At 32.3% G+C, this 18,039-nt stretch carries 13 protein-coding genes and 1 tRNA gene; 13 read left to right on the forward strand and 1 reads right to left on the reverse strand.

Annotated features, from left to right (window positions below; translation table 11 throughout):
• Positions 1-70 precede the first annotated feature (70 nt).
• The 6 genes from ACZ446_RS02735 (at position 71) to ACZ446_RS02760 (ending at position 8,487) form a co-directional block, all read left to right on the forward strand.
• A complete protein-coding gene (locus ACZ446_RS02735; protein ID WP_464393614.1) occupies positions 71-880 on the forward strand; it encodes a pyruvate, water dikinase regulatory protein in 810 nt (269 codons plus the stop codon).
• 14 nt (positions 881-894) lie between these two features.
• Complete coding sequence (ppdK, locus tag ACZ446_RS02740) at positions 895-3,519, forward strand: pyruvate, phosphate dikinase (protein ID WP_464393615.1); 2,625 nt, start codon at positions 895-897, stop codon at positions 3,517-3,519.
• A 178-nt stretch (positions 3,520-3,697) separates the two neighbouring features.
• Positions 3,698-5,236 (forward strand): glutamine-hydrolyzing GMP synthase, encoded by a 1,539-nt coding sequence (gene guaA / locus ACZ446_RS02745; RefSeq protein WP_464393616.1) that lies wholly within the window; start codon positions 3,698-3,700, stop codon positions 5,234-5,236.
• Positions 5,237-5,260: 24 nt separating this feature from the next.
• On the forward strand, positions 5,261-5,566 hold the full coding sequence (locus tag ACZ446_RS02750) for a YerC/YecD family TrpR-related protein (protein WP_464393617.1): 306 nt from the start codon (positions 5,261-5,263) through the stop codon (positions 5,564-5,566).
• Positions 5,567-5,639: 73 nt separating this feature from the next.
• Positions 5,640-6,869, forward strand: coding sequence for a hypothetical protein (locus tag ACZ446_RS02755; protein ID WP_464393618.1), 1,230 nt, complete (start codon positions 5,640-5,642; stop codon positions 6,867-6,869).
• A gap of 214 nt (positions 6,870-7,083) precedes the next feature.
• Positions 7,084-8,487, forward strand: a complete 1,404-nt coding sequence (locus ACZ446_RS02760; RefSeq protein WP_464393619.1) for an NAD(P)/FAD-dependent oxidoreductase — start codon at positions 7,084-7,086, stop codon at positions 8,485-8,487.
• 88 nt (positions 8,488-8,575) lie between these two features.
• Here the strand turns inward: ACZ446_RS02760 and ACZ446_RS02765 are convergent.
• Positions 8,576-8,652 (reverse strand) — tRNA-Pro (locus ACZ446_RS02765).
• A gap of 157 nt (positions 8,653-8,809) precedes the next feature.
• Here ACZ446_RS02765 and ACZ446_RS02770 point away from each other — a divergent pair.
• The 7 genes from ACZ446_RS02770 to recJ all read left to right on the forward strand — a co-directional run bounded on the left by ACZ446_RS02770 (position 8,810) and on the right by recJ (position 18,031).
• Positions 8,810-9,268 (forward strand): redoxin domain-containing protein, encoded by a 459-nt coding sequence (locus ACZ446_RS02770; protein ID WP_464393620.1) that lies wholly within the window; start codon positions 8,810-8,812, stop codon positions 9,266-9,268.
• Between the two features lie 236 nt (positions 9,269-9,504).
• Positions 9,505-9,984, forward strand: coding sequence for a DUF456 domain-containing protein (locus ACZ446_RS02775; protein WP_464393621.1), 480 nt, complete (start codon positions 9,505-9,507; stop codon positions 9,982-9,984).
• A gap of 82 nt (positions 9,985-10,066) precedes the next feature.
• The gene (locus tag ACZ446_RS02780) at positions 10,067-12,046 is read left to right on the forward strand and encodes a UvrD-helicase domain-containing protein (RefSeq protein ID WP_464393622.1); all 1,980 of its coding nucleotides are present in this window, start codon (positions 10,067-10,069) and stop codon (positions 12,044-12,046) included.
• 3 nt (positions 12,047-12,049) lie between these two features.
• Positions 12,050-14,257 (forward strand): ATP-dependent helicase, encoded by a 2,208-nt coding sequence (locus ACZ446_RS02785; protein WP_464393623.1) that lies wholly within the window; start codon positions 12,050-12,052, stop codon positions 14,255-14,257.
• Positions 14,258-15,055: a PD-(D/E)XK nuclease family protein gene (locus tag ACZ446_RS02790; RefSeq protein WP_464393624.1), complete on the forward strand. Its 798-nt coding sequence runs from the start codon at positions 14,258-14,260 to the stop codon at positions 15,053-15,055. It begins immediately after the preceding gene.
• Between the two features lie 89 nt (positions 15,056-15,144).
• Positions 15,145-15,747: a hypothetical protein gene (locus ACZ446_RS02795; RefSeq protein ID WP_464393625.1), complete on the forward strand. Its 603-nt coding sequence runs from the start codon at positions 15,145-15,147 to the stop codon at positions 15,745-15,747.
• A complete protein-coding gene (gene recJ, locus ACZ446_RS02800) occupies positions 15,734-18,031 on the forward strand; it encodes a single-stranded-DNA-specific exonuclease RecJ (protein WP_464393626.1) in 2,298 nt (765 codons plus the stop codon). The genes ACZ446_RS02795 and recJ overlap by 14 nt, the downstream gene beginning before the upstream one ends.
• Positions 18,032-18,039: the final 8 nt, after the last annotated feature.

The raw sequence follows: 18,039 nt of genomic DNA on the forward strand, positions 1-18,039 counted from the left end.
AGAAAAAAATACAGGTGGTGATAGATAAATATTACTTTAAATAAAAAAAGTATGTAGGGTAGGTGATTATATGAAAAAAACCTTTATGGTATATGTATTGTCCGATTCAGTAGGTGATACAGCTGAACAGGTTGCTCGAGCTGCAGCAGAACAGTATAAGAATGCAGATTATGAAATCAAAAAGTATCCCTATGTTGAGAGTGTAGTTAAAATTGATAATATTATGGAAAATGTAGATGTTGAAAATTCAATTTTTGTTTACACAATAGTTAATCAGGAAATCTCTAATTATCTTAAAAAGGTTTGTGATCAGAAAAATATAACATATATTGATATTATGGCTCCCAGTTTAGATAAGTTTAGTAGTTTTTTAAAACAGGAACCATTAAGGGAATCGGGAGTAATTCGTAAATTAGATGAAAGTTATTTTAAAAGGGTTGAAGCTGTAGAATTCGCGGTTAAATATGATGATGGTAAAGACCCCAGGGGGATTTTAAAAGCGGATATAGTATTAATTGGAGTTTCTCGGTCATCTAAAACTCCTTTGAGTATGTATTTAGCACATAAAAATTATAAGGTAGTTAATATTCCACTTGTTACAGGTTCTAAAGTTCCAGATCAATTATTTGAAATTCCAAGAAGAAAAATAATTGGTTTGATGATTGATCCATCAGATCTAATAGAAATTAGACGTGAAAGAATTAAAGTTTTAGGACTTGACAATAGTGTAGATTATGTATCAATTGAAAAGATTTATGAGGAATTGGAATATGCTCAAAAGATAATGAAAAAACTTGGCTGTCCAGTAATTGATATGACTAAAAAAGCTGTTGAAGAAGCAGCAAATTTAGTTATTGATATCATAAATGATCTTAACTAACAAAAGGAGGGGTTTTGTTGAAGAAATATGTTTATGCCTTTGAAGAAGGAAAAAAAGAAATGAAGTCATTGTTGGGTGGTAAAGGTGCCAATCTTGCTGAGATGAGTAAAATTGGATTACCGGTGCCTCCAGGATTTACAATCACTACAGAAGCCTGTATTCACTATATTGAAATTGGTGAAAAACTAGAAGATAGTTTAAAAGAAAGTATTTTTGAACATTTAGCAGATTTAGAAAAGAAAATAGGCAAAGATTTTGGTGATGTAAATGATCCTCTCTTAGTATCTGTAAGATCTGGTGCAGTAATTTCTATGCCTGGAATGATGGATACAATTTTAAACCTGGGTCTGAATGATAAGAGTGTTGAAGGATTAGCTAAAAAGACTTCAAATCCTCGTTTTGCCTATGATAGTTATCGTCGTTTAATTCAGATGTTTGGTAATGTTGTACTTGGGATTCCTGGTTATGAGTTTGACAATTATCTTGAACGCAAAAAAGAGAAGAAAAATTATGACAATGATACTGATCTGACTGTCGATGATTTAAAAGACATCATTAAAGATTTTAAAGCTTTAATTAAAAACAGAAAAGACATAGAATTTCCACAAAAGCCAGAGGAGCAATTGCTGATGGCTGTAAAAGCTGTATTTAGTTCCTGGAATAATAATCGTGCTATTTCTTACAGAAATCATAATGATATTCCACATGATCTGGGTACTGCAGTAAATGTTCAGACTATGGTTTTTGGTAACATAGGTGATAACTCTGGTACAGGTGTTGCTTTTACTCGTAACCCTGCCACTGGAGAAGATAAAGTATTTGGAGAATTTCTATTAAATGCTCAGGGTGAAGATGTAGTAGCTGGAATTAGAACTCCTAAAAATATTAGTGAACTAAAAGATTTAATGCCTGGTGTTTATGATGAGTTTATGGATGTTACAGAAACATTAGAGCAGCATTATAAAGATATGCAGGATATTGAGTTTACAATTCAGGAAGGTGATCTATTCTTACTGCAGACAAGAACTGGTAAAAGAACTGCAGATGCAGCAATTAATATTGCTGTAGATATGGAAGAAGAAGGCTTAATTGATAAAGAGACTGCAATTATGAGAATTGATCCTGAAGATATTAGTCAGCTTTTACATCCCAATTTTAAGGAAGATGAATTGGAAAAAGCTGATTTACTGGCGACTGGACTTGCAGCGTCTCCTGGTGCTGCAATAGGTAAAATATACTTCAATTCCGAAGATGCAGCTGAAGCTGCTGCTGATGGTGAAGATGTGATCCTGGTGCGGAAAGAAACTTCACCGGAAGATATAGAAGGTATGGTTAAGTCAAATGGTATTTTAACATCTCGTGGTGGTATGACATCTCATGCAGCTGTAGTTGCTAGAGGTATGGGCAAGTGTTGTGTTGCCGGTGCTGGTGATATTCAGGTTGATGAAAGCACCAGACAGTTTTTCGTTGACGATAGAGTGTTTAATGAAGGTGATTATATTTCTCTTAATGGTAGCACTGGAGAAGTTTATGCAGGGGTTGTTGAAACAACAGATGCTCATTTAACAGATAACTTTAAAATGTTAATGGAATGGTCAGATGAGTACCGTGATATGGGAGTTTATACTAATGCTGACACTCCAAATGATGCTCAGGTAGCAGTAGACTTTGGAGCTGAGGGTATTGGACTCTGCAGGACAGAGCATATGTTTTTTGATAGTGAAAGAATTATGTCAGTTCGTGAAATGATTGTTGCTGATAGTAAGAAAAAACGTAAAAAAGCTCTGGATAAATTATTCCCTTATCAAAAAGAGGACTTTAAGGGTATCTTTAAAGTTATGCAGGATCGAAATGTAACTGTAAGATTATTAGATCCACCATTACATGAGTTCCTACCTCAAAATGAAAGAGATATTAAAAACTTAGCTGGCGAATTATCTATCTCAGTTGAGGAATTAAGACGGACAATTAGCGATTTAGAAGAGATGAATCCAATGTTAGGACATCGAGGCTGCCGCTTAGGTATTAGTTATCCTGAAATTTATGAAATGCAGGTTAAAGCAATTATTTCAGCAGCAATTGAAGTTAAAGAAGAGGATGGCTATGATGTTAAAGCAGATATTATGATTCCTCTTGTTGGAACTGATAGAGAACTGGAAATTTTAAGAGAAAAATCTGAGAAAGTAGCTTCAGAATTATTAGATAATACTGATACAGAAATTCATTATACTATTGGTACTATGATTGAGATTCCAAGAGCTGCTCTTTTAGCAGATAAGATTGCTAAATTTGCTGATTTCTTCTCCTTCGGAACTAATGATTTAACCCAGATGACATATGGATTTTCACGTGATGACGCTGGTAAATTTATTAGTGAATATCTGGAACAGGAAATTTTCGCTAAAGATCCTTTCCAGGTTCTGGATCAAGAGGGTGTAGGAAAATTAATTGAAAATACAGTTAAATTGGGAAGAGAAGAAAAACCAGAATTGAAGATTGGTATTTGTGGCGAGCACGGTGGAGAACCGTCATCAATTGAATTCTGTCATAAAAACAATCTAAATTATGTTTCCTGCTCACCATATAGAGTTCCAATCGCTCGTTTAGCAGCAGCACAATCAGCAATAAAAAATGGATAGTTAAAGTTTTATATTTTGACTTTCTAAATTAGATAATATGAGCTCCCTTCTATTATTTTTAGACAATAGAGGGGAGTTTTAATATTTATTTAAAAATTAATTTATTAATCGGATACTGCTTGACAATTGCTGTCTTTAACCTGTATACTTTAGTAAATAAAAGCGGAAGGGGAATTTGATGGACTACGATAAAATACTTATTCTTGATTTTGGAGGTCAGTATAGTCAGCTGATTGCCAGAAGAGTAAGAGAATTTAATGTTTATTCAGTAATTAGAGGACATGATATTGATTTAGAAGAAATCAAAAATATTAATCCAGCAGCTATAATTTTTTCTGGAGGACCAGATAGTGTAACTGCACCCAAAGCACCAGGTGTTGATCAAGGTGTTTTTGAATTAGGGATTCCTATTTTAGGTATCTGTTATGGGATGCAGTTAATGGCACAGTTATTAGAAGGTGGTCAGGTTGAAAAGGCAGAGCATGGTGAATATGGAAAGGCTAATTTAGAATTATTCACCCAAAAAAAATTATTTAAAGAAATAGATAATCATTCACAAGTTTGGATGAGTCATGGTGACCATGTGAAAAAGGTTCCAGCAGGTTTTGAAGTTATTGCTAAAACAGAATTAACTGAAGCAGCTGCAATGGCTGATTTTGAACGCGATTTTTATGGAGTACAGTTTCACCCGGAGGTAAATCATACTATTCAGGGAAAAACAATGCTGCATAATTTTTTATTTAGAATTGTAAATGTCAAAGCTAATTGGAATATGGCTGATTATATTAACGAAGAAGTTGAGAGAATTAGGAATCAAGTTGGTACCGGAAAAGTCATTTGTGGGCTTTCTGGAGGTGTTGATTCTGCTGTTGCTTCTGCTATCGTACATAAGGCTATAGGAGACCAATTAACCTGTATTTTTGTTGATCATGGTTTGCTGCGTAAAGGTGAGGCTGAACAAGTTAAGAGGACTTTTGGAGAAGAATTTAATATCCCTCTTATTTATGTTGATGCAAAAGAAAGATTTTTAGATAGATTAGCTGGAGTTAAAGACCCAGAGAAAAAAAGAAAGATTATTGGAGATGAGTTTATTCAGGTTTTTGATGAAGAAGCTGAAAAATTATCAGATGTCCGCTATTTAGTTCAGGGTACAATTTATTCTGATGTTATTGAAAGTGGTGGAACAGATAAAGCAGCAACAATTAAAAGTCACCATAATGTTGGTGGTTTACCTGAAGAAATGAATCTTGAACTTGTCGAGCCTCTTCACTTCTTATTTAAAGATGAGGTAAGAAAAATTGGTGAAGTTTTGGGATTGCCTGAAGAAATTGTTTGGAGACAACCTTTCCCAGGTCCTGGCTTAGCTATTAGAATTATTGGAGATGTTGACTGGAATAAACTTGAAATTTTAAGAAATGCTGATGCAATTGTTCAAGAAGAAATAAGAGAGGCAGGTCTTTATAAAGATATTTGGCAGTCATTTGCAGTTTTACCTGATTTAAGAAGTGTAGGAGTCATGGGTGATGAAAGAACTTATGGTTACCCTATTATTTTAAGAGCAGTAAATAGTGATGATGCGATGACTGCTGATTGGGCAAGGCTGCCATATGAGCTGATGCAGTCAATTTCTAATCGAATTGTTAACCAGGTTGAAGAAGTTAATAGGGTTGTTTATGATATCACATCAAAACCTCCCGGAACAATAGAATGGGAGTAATTTTCTAGAAAAGGGGTGTAAAATTTGGCCCGCACTATAAGAGATAAATTTACTGAGCAGTTATTTGAAGCTATCTTATTACTTGAGACTAAAGAAGAGTGTTATAACTTTTTCCAGGATATAGCTACAATAGGAGAAATCAAAGCATTGGGACAGCGGCTTGAAGTAGCACGAATGCTTAAAGAAGGTTATACATATGACCATATTGTAGATGAGACTGGGGTTAGTACAGCAACGATCAGTCGGGTTAAACGTTCGCTAGAATATGGTGAGGATGGATATAATTTAATTTTAGCTCGTCTGGAAGAGAGTAACGCTATAAATGAATAATTATAAGAAAAAGCTCATCATGAGCTTTTTTTCTTGATAATAAATCTAACTAAATATAAACAAGGGGGAAACAATGAAAAAGGGATTAGTATTATTTTTAATGTTAGGGATTGTTTTATCAACTGTTGGTTCTGTTTCAGCTGCTCTGGATGCTGAGGCAATTGGAATGGGGGATAATTTTTCCACTATGACAGGTGAGGCAGCTTATTATTCCAACCCAGCTGGACTTGCTTTAAGAGCAAACAATTTTGCAGTAAAAGCAAATTTTGGACTTTCCATCTGGAATAACGTCTTTGAAAACAGTGAGTTTTCGGAAGATGAAATTGAAAGTAAGTTAACTGGTGAAGATCTGATTTTAGCCGGGGAAACTGCTGCCGGTACTCAGTTTTTTTATAAAAACTTTGCTCTCGCAGTAAATGCTAGAGGAGAAGGAATGCTGGAAGCTGACAGCAATATCGCTGAAATTATAACTGGAGATACTCCTGAAATAAGTTTAGATGCTCTTCGTGATAAGGGTCAGGTTACAGCAGAATTTGGTGAAACTAAAGGTGGTGCTGCTGCTACAGCAGATGTATCTTTAAGTTATGCCCGTAAGATCTTCAATAATTGGTCTCAGAATTCAAAGAATATAGAAGGACTATATTTTGGAGCAACTTACCATTATTTAGAAGGTGAGATTTATCAATTTGCTGGTGGAGGAAGTATTACTGCAGAATTAGATGGTAATAAAGCTAAATATTCTGGACCAGGTGCAGAATTTTATACTAATGAAGCTGAAGATGCAAGTGGAGATGCTTTTGATTTTGGTTTAGCATTAAAAACTAAAGGAGATTATACTTTTGCTTTTAGTGCTATGAATATTGGTGAACTTTCTGCAGATGAATATATTGAAGATGGAAAATCATATACTGCTGCTGGAAATTCAATTGACGAAAAAAATATAACTGAAAAATTAGTTAAAGAAGAAATAACTTATGAACTGCCGCGAACATATAGACTGGGATTAAAAAGAGAATACAGTGAAAACACTGTTTTATATGCTGACTATTCCAGGGTGAGTTATGATGGTGGTCAGGATGAAAACATCTATGCAATTGGAAGTGAATTTAGAAGGACTAAATTAATTCCACTTCGTCTTGGAGTTAACTATTCATCTTTAAGAGAAGATGTTGAAATTGCAGCTGGAATGGGGATTCATATTAGTGATAACTTTAAAATTAATTTAGGAATTGCTGATCTTTTAGCTTTAAGTGATAATGCTAAAGGAGTTAAATTTGGTTTATCTACTCTAATTAGCTTTTAATAATTAGATGGATGTTATGAGATAAATTAAAAAATATAAATATAAGTATTATTATTTTATGACCTTTAGATATATCTGATATATCTAAAGGTCATTTTTTTGAAAAAAACAAAATTAAAAGCAGGATTTTAAATGTTTGTCTAGAAAATAATATATTGGTTTGTCTAAAAAATATTATTTAGACTTTATTTAAAACCTGGAGGTTTAAAAATTAATGAGTAAAAAAGATTATGATGTGATAATTATTGGAGCTGGCCCAACTGGAATATTTACTGCGATGGAATTTGTTAAAAAGGAAGCAAATTTGGATATTCTAATTTTAGAAAAGGGAACAAATCTTAAAAAACGGGTCTGTCCTATGAAAGAGAATCCTGGAATAGGTTGTGTTAACTGTCCAAGCTGTGCAATAGTATCAGGCTGGGGGGGAGCAGGAGCCTATAGTGATGGCAAGCTTTCACTTTCTCCTGATATTGGAGGTAATTTAGAAAATTACATAGGCAGACAGAGGCTAATTGACAATATTTCATATGCAGATGATATTTATATGGAATTTGGTGCACCAGACCGTATCTTTGGGGTAGCTGAAGATAAGCAGGATGAAATAAGAAAGAAGGCTGTTAGAGCTGAACTTAAGTTTATTCCGGCCAGTTTAAGGCATTTAGGAACTGGATATAGTCAGGTTGTTTTGCAGAATATGCAGGATTATCTGGAAAACAAGGGAGTTGAAATTAGATTTGGTGTTAATGTAAAAAAATTCATAGTGGAATCTGAAAAGATTCAGGCAGTAGAAACTGCTGCTGGTGAAAAGATTACAGCTGATTTTGTAATGGCAGCTGCAGGTAGAGAAAATGCTGAGTGGTTGACTAATGAGGCGAAAAAGCTTGATATTGCGACAGCTATTAATCCAGTTGATATTGGCGTTAGGGTTGAATGTCCAGCGGCAGTAACAGAGTACATGACTGATAATTTGTATGAATCAAAATTAATTTATAATACACCAACTTTTCAAGATAAGGTACGAACATTCTGTATGTCTCCTTATGGTGAGGTTGTAAGTGAAAATAATCAAGGATTAATCACAGTTAATGGTCACAGTCATTCTGATATTAAAACTCATAATACTAATTTTGCTCTGCTTGTAAGTAAAACTTTTACAGAACCTTTTCATGAACCAATTACTTATGGCAAGAGTATTGCCAAACTTGCTAATATGCTTGCTGGTGGAGTTCTGGTGCAGAGGCTAGGAGATCTTCTGGAAGGAAGAAGAACAACTGAAGAAAGATTAAAACGTTCAGTCACTGAACCAACTTTAAAAGATGCAACTCCTGGAGATTTGTCTCTTGTTTTACCTCATAGACATTTGACAGGTATTATTGAGATGTTAAAAGCACTTGATAAAATCACACCTGGTATCTATGGACGTGATACATTACTTTATGGTGTTGAAGTTAAATTTTACTCTTCTCGACTTGATGTGAAAGATAATTTAGAATCAAAAATAGACAACTTATTTTTTGGTGGGGATGGAGCAGGTATAACTAGAGGTTTGATGCAGGCTTCTGTTTCTGGTATCGTAATTGCTCGTTCCATAATTGAAAAATTAGATACTGATAATTAGTTTTTAATTAAAATTTTATAATATATAAAAAAGCGGCAGAATCCATCTAATAAAATTGGATTCTGCCGCTTTTTAGTCCAGAGAAAAATGGTCTGGCTGCGGGGATTTGAACCCCGGACCTCTTCGTCCCGAACGAAGCGCGCTACCAAACTGCGCCACAGCCAGTGAATATTATAAAATATTATATCATAATCTAATCTGATACAAAAGAAAATAATTATCCTGATTGTTAAATTTTAACTTGATATTTATTCTCAATCTATATATAATTAATGCAAGTTAATAACTCAGGTTTAAATATATTTAATAGGAGGTATTTCTTATGAAGATTGAAGTAGGAGATAAAATTCCAAAAATAAATTTAAGAGACCACAATGAGGAAGAAATTAAATTAGACAAATTTGAAGGCAAGAATGTTCTTTTATCATTTCATCCTTTAGCCTGGACAAGTGTATGCCGTAATCAGATGCAGGCACTTGAAGATAATTATAAAGAATTTGAGAAAAATAATACAGTTCCAATCGGAATCAGTGTTGACCCTGTTCCATCTAAGAGGGCCTGGGCTAAAGATATGGAATTAAAAAATTTAAAATTAGTATCTGATTTTTGGCCTCATGGAGAGTTTGCTTCGAAATTGGGAATTTTTATTGAAGAAAAAGGAATATCAGGTAGAGTAAATATTCTAGTCAATGATCAGGGTAAAGTTCTGTGGCTTAAAGAGTATGATATTCCAGAACTGCCAGATATAGACGAAGTATTAGAAGCAGTAAAAAATAACTGATTTATACAAAAATAAAATTAAAAATTGCTGTTATTCAGTAAATTAGAGTAAAAAGTTCACAACTGATTTATTCTATAATTAATCTTAAGAGCAAGTGAATTCCCTGTTTATTATAAACAGGGTTTTTTGCTTGCTCTTTGTTATTTATGTTATAATTAAATTCAGACTGAAAGAAAAAATAGTAATATTTTATTATAAAAAAGTTGCTTATCTTATTTTTAAGGGAGTGTGAAAATGTGGATATATTTTTGTTAATTATGGTATTAATTTTATTTGCGGTTGAAATTGCTGCAATATTTTTACCAGTTTTGCCGGATTCTATTTTTTTCTGGTCTGCTATTATTTTATATAAAATAATTAAGAGTGGTATTAATTATTCTCCATATTTTTGGGCTGGAGCGATTTTAATAACTGTCCTTATCTTTTTTGCGGATTACTTAGCAAATGCCTATTTTATTAAAAAACGTGGGGGCAACAATAAGACTATATTTGCAGCTGTTATTGGGATGCTGCTTGGAACTGTATTTTTAGGGCCATTAGGCTTTATAATCACACCTTTTGTCTTGATTTTTGTTACAGAATACTGGCAGAGCAGGAATAAAGCGGATTCATTTAAACTCGCTGTTGGGAGTATATTAGCTTTTTTAACCAGTACAGCTGCTAGACTGGCTATGCAGATTTTTTTAATGGCCTGGTTTTTGATAGAAATTTATTAAATAAATTAAAAATCAGTTAATTAAATTTAAAACAATAAAAATTTTTGATAAGGTTTGATTTCAAAAGTGAGGGGGGCTGACAGTGCATAAAGTTTACAGTGGAAGTACAGGAAGCGGTAAAAGTTATAAATTAAAAGCAGAATATCAAAGGCTTGCTTCTGAAATTGGAAGTGAAAAAATATTATTACTTTTAAATTCTGCACGTTCTGTCAGTCAATTTAGAGAAGAAATTAATTTGAAAATGATTGGTAATTTAAATATTTATACTTATTTTGGTTTTGTAAATCAGCAGTTAAATAAAAATTGGCCTGCAGTAGAAAGAAAATATAGTGGAGAAAATCAAATTATCGAACCAACCTTTATGAATATAGAAACTTCTCATTTTTTAATGAGCAACTATGTTGCCAAATATAGAAAAGAAAAATCTTATTTTAGGAATATTAAGGCAAGACCTGTTCAAATTGCAGTTCAATTAATTGATAATTTAAATTTAGCTGCTTTTAATATGCTCAACTTTGATGAACTTAAGCAGAGATTAATGACCTGGACTCAAAATGATGAAGAAAGAAAAGAATATACTGAACAATCAATAACAATAATGAAAACCTTTCGGAATTTCTCTTTGAATTATAGACTTTTTGATTACTCAGCTGCAGTGACTTTGTTTAATCAGTATCTGCTTTCTGATTCAGGATATCTGAAGAATTTAGATAATAAATATAGTTATCTTTTAGTTGATGATTTAGAAAAAGTTGTTCCTGCCGGTCAAAGTTTGATCAAGTCATTAATAGAAACTAAAATGCAAGGGATTTTTACTTTTAATGAAAGTGGTGGTTTTAATAGATTCTTTGGTGGAAATCCAGCTGCAGCTAAAAAAAAGTTTTTTAATTCAGAAGCAGAGATAATTGAGTTAAAAGAAAATTATACATCTTCAAGTGCCAGTGCTGAATTAGCAGAGCAAATAAAAATGACTGTTCAGGAAAGAGAAAAAAACAAAATTAAATCAAAACTTTTGCTAAAAGAAATAGATAGTGAATTAAGAGGAGAAATGATAATTAAAGCAGCTAAAAAGATTATTTCTTTACTTAAAAAGGGTATAAAAGCAGATCAAATTGCGGTAATTTCTCCAAAAATTGATAAAGTTTTAAGCTTTAGTCTGGAACAAATTCTAGAAAAAAATGGATATCAGTTAAGTAATTTTAATCGTTCTAAAAGATTAATTGATATTCCATTTGCTAGAGCTCTTTTAATTTTATATTTATTTCACTGTGGGAAAACCAATATTATTGGTATTTCATCACTGCAGCAGTCTCTAAGCCTTCTTTTAGAACTTGATCCTTTACGATCATATATTTTGGCAGAAGAAATTGCTGCAACCGGAATGAATTTAGTAGATCTTGATGATTCAAATTTGCGCGAAAAAATAAATTTTCATGCTGCAGAAAAATATGATTATTTAAAAAATTGGCTTCAGGATAAAAAAGAAGATAAGTTAGAAATAGAAGATTTTTTTCAATTGGTTTTTAGCGAACTTTTAGCACCTTTAAATCCATCAGAAGAGGATGTTTTTGCCTGCAGACAGATGATTGAATCAGTTTCACGTTTTCATCAGGCAGTCGAAAACTTTCATCAGGAAAAAGATGATTTAAGTGAGCGTTATATAAATATGATTTATGAAGGAACACTTGCTGCTGAAACACTTTTTAAAGATCAAGAAAAAGAAAAGGGAGTAATCCTTGCTTCACCGTATAAATTTCTGTTTTCACCTGAATTAAATGGAGTTGAATATTTATTTTTGCTTGATATTTCAAGTGATGAATGGATGCAGAGTATAGCCAAAGAACTAGTTAATCCTTATATTTATACGGAGCAGTGGCAGGAAAAAGCAGTCTGGGATGATAAAATTGATCAGCAAATTAGATTAAATCAACTTAGTGATTTTTTAATTAGTTTGATTTATAAAGTAAAAAAAGGTATTTATATTGCAGATAGTTTTTTGAACAGCAGTGGTAGAGAACAGGAAGGACCACTTTACCGCTGGTTTGATGTGAGAGGAGAGTAATTTATGAATTTCAAACCGAGGCCTGGACAGAAAGAAGTTTTAGAATACCAAAGTGGACAGCTTGCTGTACCTGCTGTTCCAGGAGCAGGAAAGACTACAGTTCTTGCACATCTAGCAGCAGAACTGATTGAGAATAAATTAAATAATAATCAAAAAATATTAATAGTAACCTATATGAATTCTGCTGTAGCAAATTTCCGTAAAAGGATTGGAGACTTTCTGGCAGAAAAAGGCCTTCCCCGTAGCAGAGGTTATAGTGTTAAAACTCTGCATTCTCTTGCCCTGGGTATTATTAAAGAAAAACCTGAGTCAAGATTGATTAATCAAGAATTTCAATTAATCGAGTCAGGTAAGCGTTATCGTTGGATAAAAGGTTTATGCCGACAATGGTCAGGCGAAAATAATGAGCTGCTGCAAAATTTTTTTAATTTAGAAAAAAATAGTTATCAATTTGAAAAATATCTAAAAAAGTGGAAAGAAGAGGACTTTCCTGCTTTTGTAGCTTCCATGATTTCATATTTTAAGCTTAAGCTTTTGAATGGAGAAGAACTAAAAAATATGGTTAAATATTCAAATTTGAAAACCGCAAATATTTTGACACCAGCAGTAGATATTTTTTCAGAATATGAATTTAAAATGGCTCAGGCAGGACTTTTAGATTTTGATGATCTTGTTCAGCAAAGTTTAAAATTATTAAAGGAAGACTCTGATTTTGCTGAGCGCATTGCAGCTCAGTATGCATATGTTTTTGAAGATGAGGCACAGGATTCCAATCAAGCTCAGGAAGAAATGCTCTATTTGCTAACAGGAGACAATAATAATTTAGTGCGAGTTGGAGACAGTAATCAGGCAATTACAGGTACTTTTACTCTTTCCGATCCAGAAATATTTCGAAGTTACTGTAAAAAAGAAGAGGTTGAAGTAGAAACTATGGCTGTTTCCAGCCGCAGCAGTCAAGATATTATTGATTTAGCTAATTATCTTATTGATTGGAGTCAGGATGAATTTTCTGAGCGAGAGATTGAGCCTTTAGAAGCTAAATATATTAAAGCAGTTTCTAAAGATGATCCAGCTCCTAATCCTAATCCAGATGGTTATAGAATTGGCAGTCGTGCTTTTAAAACCTGGAAAGTAGAAAAAAAATTTATAGCACGTCAGGCACTTCGTAAAGCCAATGAAAATAATAAGGATACAACTGCAGTATTAATGCCTACAGGTTGGCAGTTAGAAGAAATTGCAAGAGAAATCAATAATTTGGGAGGTGAATTTCAGCTTGCCGGAAGCAGTGCCAGAGATGCTTTTTTAACAGAGATAGAGGTTATATTAAAATTTTTAACATCTCCAGCCTCAGAAGATAATTTGAAATTGGTTTTTGCTGAAATTTTTGCAAAAGAAAAGCCAGAACTGTTAGAAATATTGGAAGCTAGCCTAGAGAAAAATCAAAATCAAGAATTAATTTTTCCTCTATCAGGTTTAAATAGAGATAATTTTGAACTTGAATTTAGAAAAAAAGAAGATTTCGAAAGTTTTTATAAGAGTTTATTACAAATTCAAGGATGGCTTGAGGCTTCGATGGAATTACCACCAGATGAGCTGGTATTATTTTTAGCTGAAAGAATAGGACTTATAGGTAAAAAACTAGCTTTAGCTCAAAACTTAGCCCTGGAGTTTGGCAGACTTTTAAAAGATAATCCAGCCTGGCGCCTGGACCAATTAACCGCAGAACTTCCTGAAATCAGAGATCGGATTAAGCAATTTGCTGAAACATTAACTGAAATGGAAGGCTTTGAAGCAAAACCAGATCAGGTAACTCTTTCTACTATTCATAAAGCAAAAGGTATGGAATGGGATACTGTTTTTATTGGCAGCCTAACATCAAGTCATTTTCAGCATGATAATGATGACTATTTTATGGGAGAAAAATTCTATCTAAATGAGGAAATAAAAAATCCAAAAGCCTCTGCTAGAGCAGAATTGGAATATGTTTTAAATGAAAAAAAAGAAAGAAATGTGGATTATAAGGCTCGACAGGAGCTAATAGCTGAAAGGGTACGTCTTTTATATGTGGGAGTTACTAGGGCACGCAGCAATCTTTTTTTAAGTACACATTTAAAAAATGGGAAATGGGAAAAAGATCCTGCATTTGTTTTTAGTTCTTTAGATAAATTTATTAATAATAGAAAAAAAGAAAAGCAGCAGGGAGCTGATTAAATGCCTTTGAACACATTAAATGATCTCTATTTTTCTCAATCTGCTCTGGCAATTTTTAATAAATGCAGGAGACGTTTTAAATATCGTTATTTAGATGGTTTATACTGGCCTGCAGAATGGGGTATGAATGAAGAGGTGAAAAAAGATCTAAAACAGGGACGGCAGTTTCATTTAATAGCTGAAAGATATTATAGTAAAACATTGGGTGATACTATACTAAGCTCTAATCCACTTCTGCAGTCCTGGTTGAATAGATTAAAAACTTTTGCGGAAGCTAAAAATGTAGTGGCTGCAGAACAGGAATTGCGTTTTCAAAAAGAAAATTTAAAACTGTTGGCAAAATATGATCTTTTAAAATATGATAAAACCAAAAATAGATTTATAATTTTTGATTGGAAAACAGATAAAAAAAAATTATCTAAAAAAAATATTGAGAAGAAAATGCAGAGTCGTTTCTATTTATATCTTTTATATGAAGCAGGGTATAAATATTTTTCAGATCAATATAAATTAGATAACATGCCGCTTCTTATTTACTGGAATCCACGTTATCCAAAAGAGCAAGTAAGGATTATATATAATAAAGATAATTTTAAAAAAGATAAAATATTTTTTAAAAATTTAATTAGTGAAATTCTAAATGAAAAAGAATTTTCATTGACCACTGACTTAAATAAATGTCGTTTTTGTGAATACAGACCAATTTGCAGAGGAAAAACTACTGAAAATAAAGAAATAATAGATGATGATTTAGAATTGAATTTAGATTGGGAAGCAGTAGAAGAATTAGAGTTTTAATTATTTTAAAATTAAATGATTAGATAGATTATTTGATATCTAAAATGAGGTGAGTTTAAGAATAAATCTAAAAATTTATTCTATAATTTATGTTTAAAGATGAAGATGATTACCAACTTCGTTATATTTATCATACAAATCGATATAATAATGCTTATTTAGTTGAACTTAATTTAGATCAATATGACGACCTGTTTAATAGCTGGGATGGATCGGCTCTTGATCGGAAAGAACTTGATCCTGAATTAAGTCATTTTTTAGAAAGAGCAAGTTATGAGCTGCCTTTAAAAGAGAAAGTAGAACTATGCTTCTATTTACCAAAAAACAAGAAAAATGAGAAAATGGAGGCAGATTCCAGAGCAACAATTAAAAACAATTTTAAAATGAAGCAGTTTTTTATTGATCAGGATTTGAAACAGAGCTATAAAAAAATTGCTACTTATATTGTAATGGGAATTTTGTTTTTGTTTACAGCTTATCTAATTCCTGAAACTAAAGACTTATCAATTTTAATTTCATTACTAATGGAAGGTTTGTTTGTTGGTGGTTGGGTCTTTTTATGGGAAGCCTTTTCAATTTTCTTTTTTGGCAGTCGAGAACTTAAGGATAAAAAGAAAAGATATTTTAGGTATCTTGATTCAGACATAGTTTTTAAGTATAGAGAGCGAGAGGTTAAAGATGAGAATAATTAAAGCTGAAGAATTTGAACCAGCAGACGAATTAGTGGAATATTTAGGAAGCAAAAAGCTTGCTTGTTTGGCTCAAAAGCGGGGCTTAGACACAAAAGATAAATTAGTCCAATTTTTAGAGCCCGATAAATACTCATCATTGAACTTAGATGATTTCCCAAGAATATATGAAATTGTTGATTTTATTTTACAGCACATCCAGAATGATAGTAAAATTTTAATTTATGGAGATTATGATGTAGATGGAATAACTTCTACTTCAATTTTATTTGGTGCACTCAGTCAGTTGAGTGATCAAATTAATTATCATATTCCAGATCGATTTAAAGAAGGATATGGACTTAACAAAAAAGTATTGGCTGAATATCAATCTGAAATAGATTTAGTTATCAGCTGTGACTGTGGAATCAGCAACTATGAAGAAGTTAAATTTGCCAAAGAAGGTGGTATGGATTTTGTGGTTACAGATCATCATGATTTACCAGATATATTACCACCTGCCGATTATGTAATTTCTCCCAGATTATTACCTGAGGATCATCAAGGATATTGGCTGCCTGGAGCTGGAATGGCATATTTTTTAATCAAAGCAATCTTTGAAAAAGTAGATAAAAAAGGAGAAGAGGAAAACTACTTAGATTTATTACTACTGGCAATAATAGCAGATGTAGTTCCACTAAAAGGAGAAAATCGTTATTTATTTAAAACAGGATTAAAAAAATTACAATCTACAGAGAGAATTGGTTTGAAGGCTTTATATAATGAACTTGATATTAATCCGTTAGAGATTAATGAAAAAACACTTGGTTTTCAAATTGGACCTCTGCTTAATTCAGCTGGTCGAGTTGACAGTGCGGAAAAGGGATTAAAATTACTTTTGGCAGAAGATAAAAATAATGCTGCTGGTTTAGCTGCTGAATTAAGCCAAATAAATGATCATCGAAAAAAAATAAGTCAGCAAATTTATTTAGAGCTTGAAAAAGAAATTGATCCTCAACAAAGAAAATCTTTAATCAGTTATAATTCTGATTGGCATCAAGGAGTAATTGGAATTGCAGCTGGGAGGATAGCTGAAAATTATCAGATCCCTGCAGTTTTAATGACTTCTAATCAAAAAGGAGAGCTTATTACTGGTTCAGCCCGTTCAATTGAAGGTATTAACATAAATAATCTTATTTCTGAGTGTTCTGATCTTTTAGAAAAAAATGGTGGTCATGCTGCTGCGGCTGGTTTTTCTTTGAAAAAAGATCGTTTAGAAAAATTCAAATTACGACTTCAGCGGCTTATTGATCAGGAAATTGAAAAGATTGAATCAGATTTTGAAATTAAAACGGATCTAAATTTAGAACTGTCACAGATTGATGATGACTTTTATCAATCTTTAAGGCTTTTTGCGCCTTTTGGTGAGTCTAATCCAGAACCATTATTTTATTTGGAGGCTGAGATTATCAGCAGTCGTGATATTTCATCTGGTCGTCATAAAAGACTTGTCTTAGGTAGTAATGATCATAGAATAACCGCTCTCTGGTGGTGGAGTGGAGAAGTAGAAAAAAATTATATTCAGAAAGCAGCCTGCAATTTAACTGAAAACATTTATCGTGGAAACAAAAGTTTACAGCTTGAGCTTAAAGCTTTAAAACCAAAAAAAAATAAATCTAAAAAGCATAATTTTAAAAATGAAGATAAAAACTTGATTGAACTAATTGACTGGAGGGAAAAAGATATTTCTGAACTTCAAACTGGAGCTGTTAATACTGTTTATTTTGCTGAAGGATTACAGGAATATAATCTTTATCCACTTATTAACCGAAATTATTATAAAAAAGCAGAAAAGTTAGTTTTGGTTACTCTGCCCCCTTCACCTGCCATTTTGGAGGAAGTCTTACTTTCAACTACTGCTAAGAAATTAATCTTAATAAATTCTAAAAATCAAATTAGAACTTTTAGTGAATTTACTAAAAAGCTGTTATCTTTATTAAAGTATAGTCTGCACAATAAAAATGGAATTTTTAATTTAGAAAAAGCAGCGCTTGCTCTTGAAGCAGAGGAGATTACTGTTAAAAGAGCTCTAGATTTTTTAAGAGCAGAAGCTTTTATAGACTATGAATATATATCATATAAAGATCTCTTAATTAGTAGAAATGGTGAAAAAAATTTAGGACAGTCAAATTTAAATAAAAAGAATTTAAAGAAACTTTTAAAAGAGAGCTTTGCTTTTAAAAGCTTCATAAAGAATAAAGCTGCTGTTAAAATAGAGAATTTCATTAATAATTTATTAACAAAATAAACGAAAAT

Source organism: Halanaerobium sehlinense (genome assembly GCF_055379485.1).

Bases quoted from the DNA above. Each gene is read 5' to 3' on its own strand.
- ACZ446_RS02735 (WP_464393614.1), top strand. From the start codon at position 71: ATGAAAAAAACCTTTATGGTATATGTATTGTCCGATTCAGTAGGTGAT.
- guaA (WP_464393616.1), top strand. From the start codon at position 3,698: ATGGACTACGATAAAATACTTATTCTTGATTTTGGAGGTCAGTATAGT.
- ACZ446_RS02755 (WP_464393618.1), top strand. From the start codon at position 5,640: ATGAAAAAGGGATTAGTATTATTTTTAATGTTAGGGATTGTTTTATCA.
- ACZ446_RS02760 (WP_464393619.1), top strand. From the start codon at position 7,084: ATGAGTAAAAAAGATTATGATGTGATAATTATTGGAGCTGGCCCAACT.
- ACZ446_RS02770 (WP_464393620.1), top strand. From the start codon at position 8,810: ATGAAGATTGAAGTAGGAGATAAAATTCCAAAAATAAATTTAAGAGAC.
- ACZ446_RS02785 (WP_464393623.1), top strand. From the start codon at position 12,050: ATGAATTTCAAACCGAGGCCTGGACAGAAAGAAGTTTTAGAATACCAA.
- ACZ446_RS02790 (WP_464393624.1), top strand. From the start codon at position 14,258: ATGCCTTTGAACACATTAAATGATCTCTATTTTTCTCAATCTGCTCTG.
- ACZ446_RS02795 (WP_464393625.1), top strand. From the start codon at position 15,145: ATGTTTAAAGATGAAGATGATTACCAACTTCGTTATATTTATCATACA.
- recJ (WP_464393626.1), top strand. From the start codon at position 15,734: ATGAGAATAATTAAAGCTGAAGAATTTGAACCAGCAGACGAATTAGTG.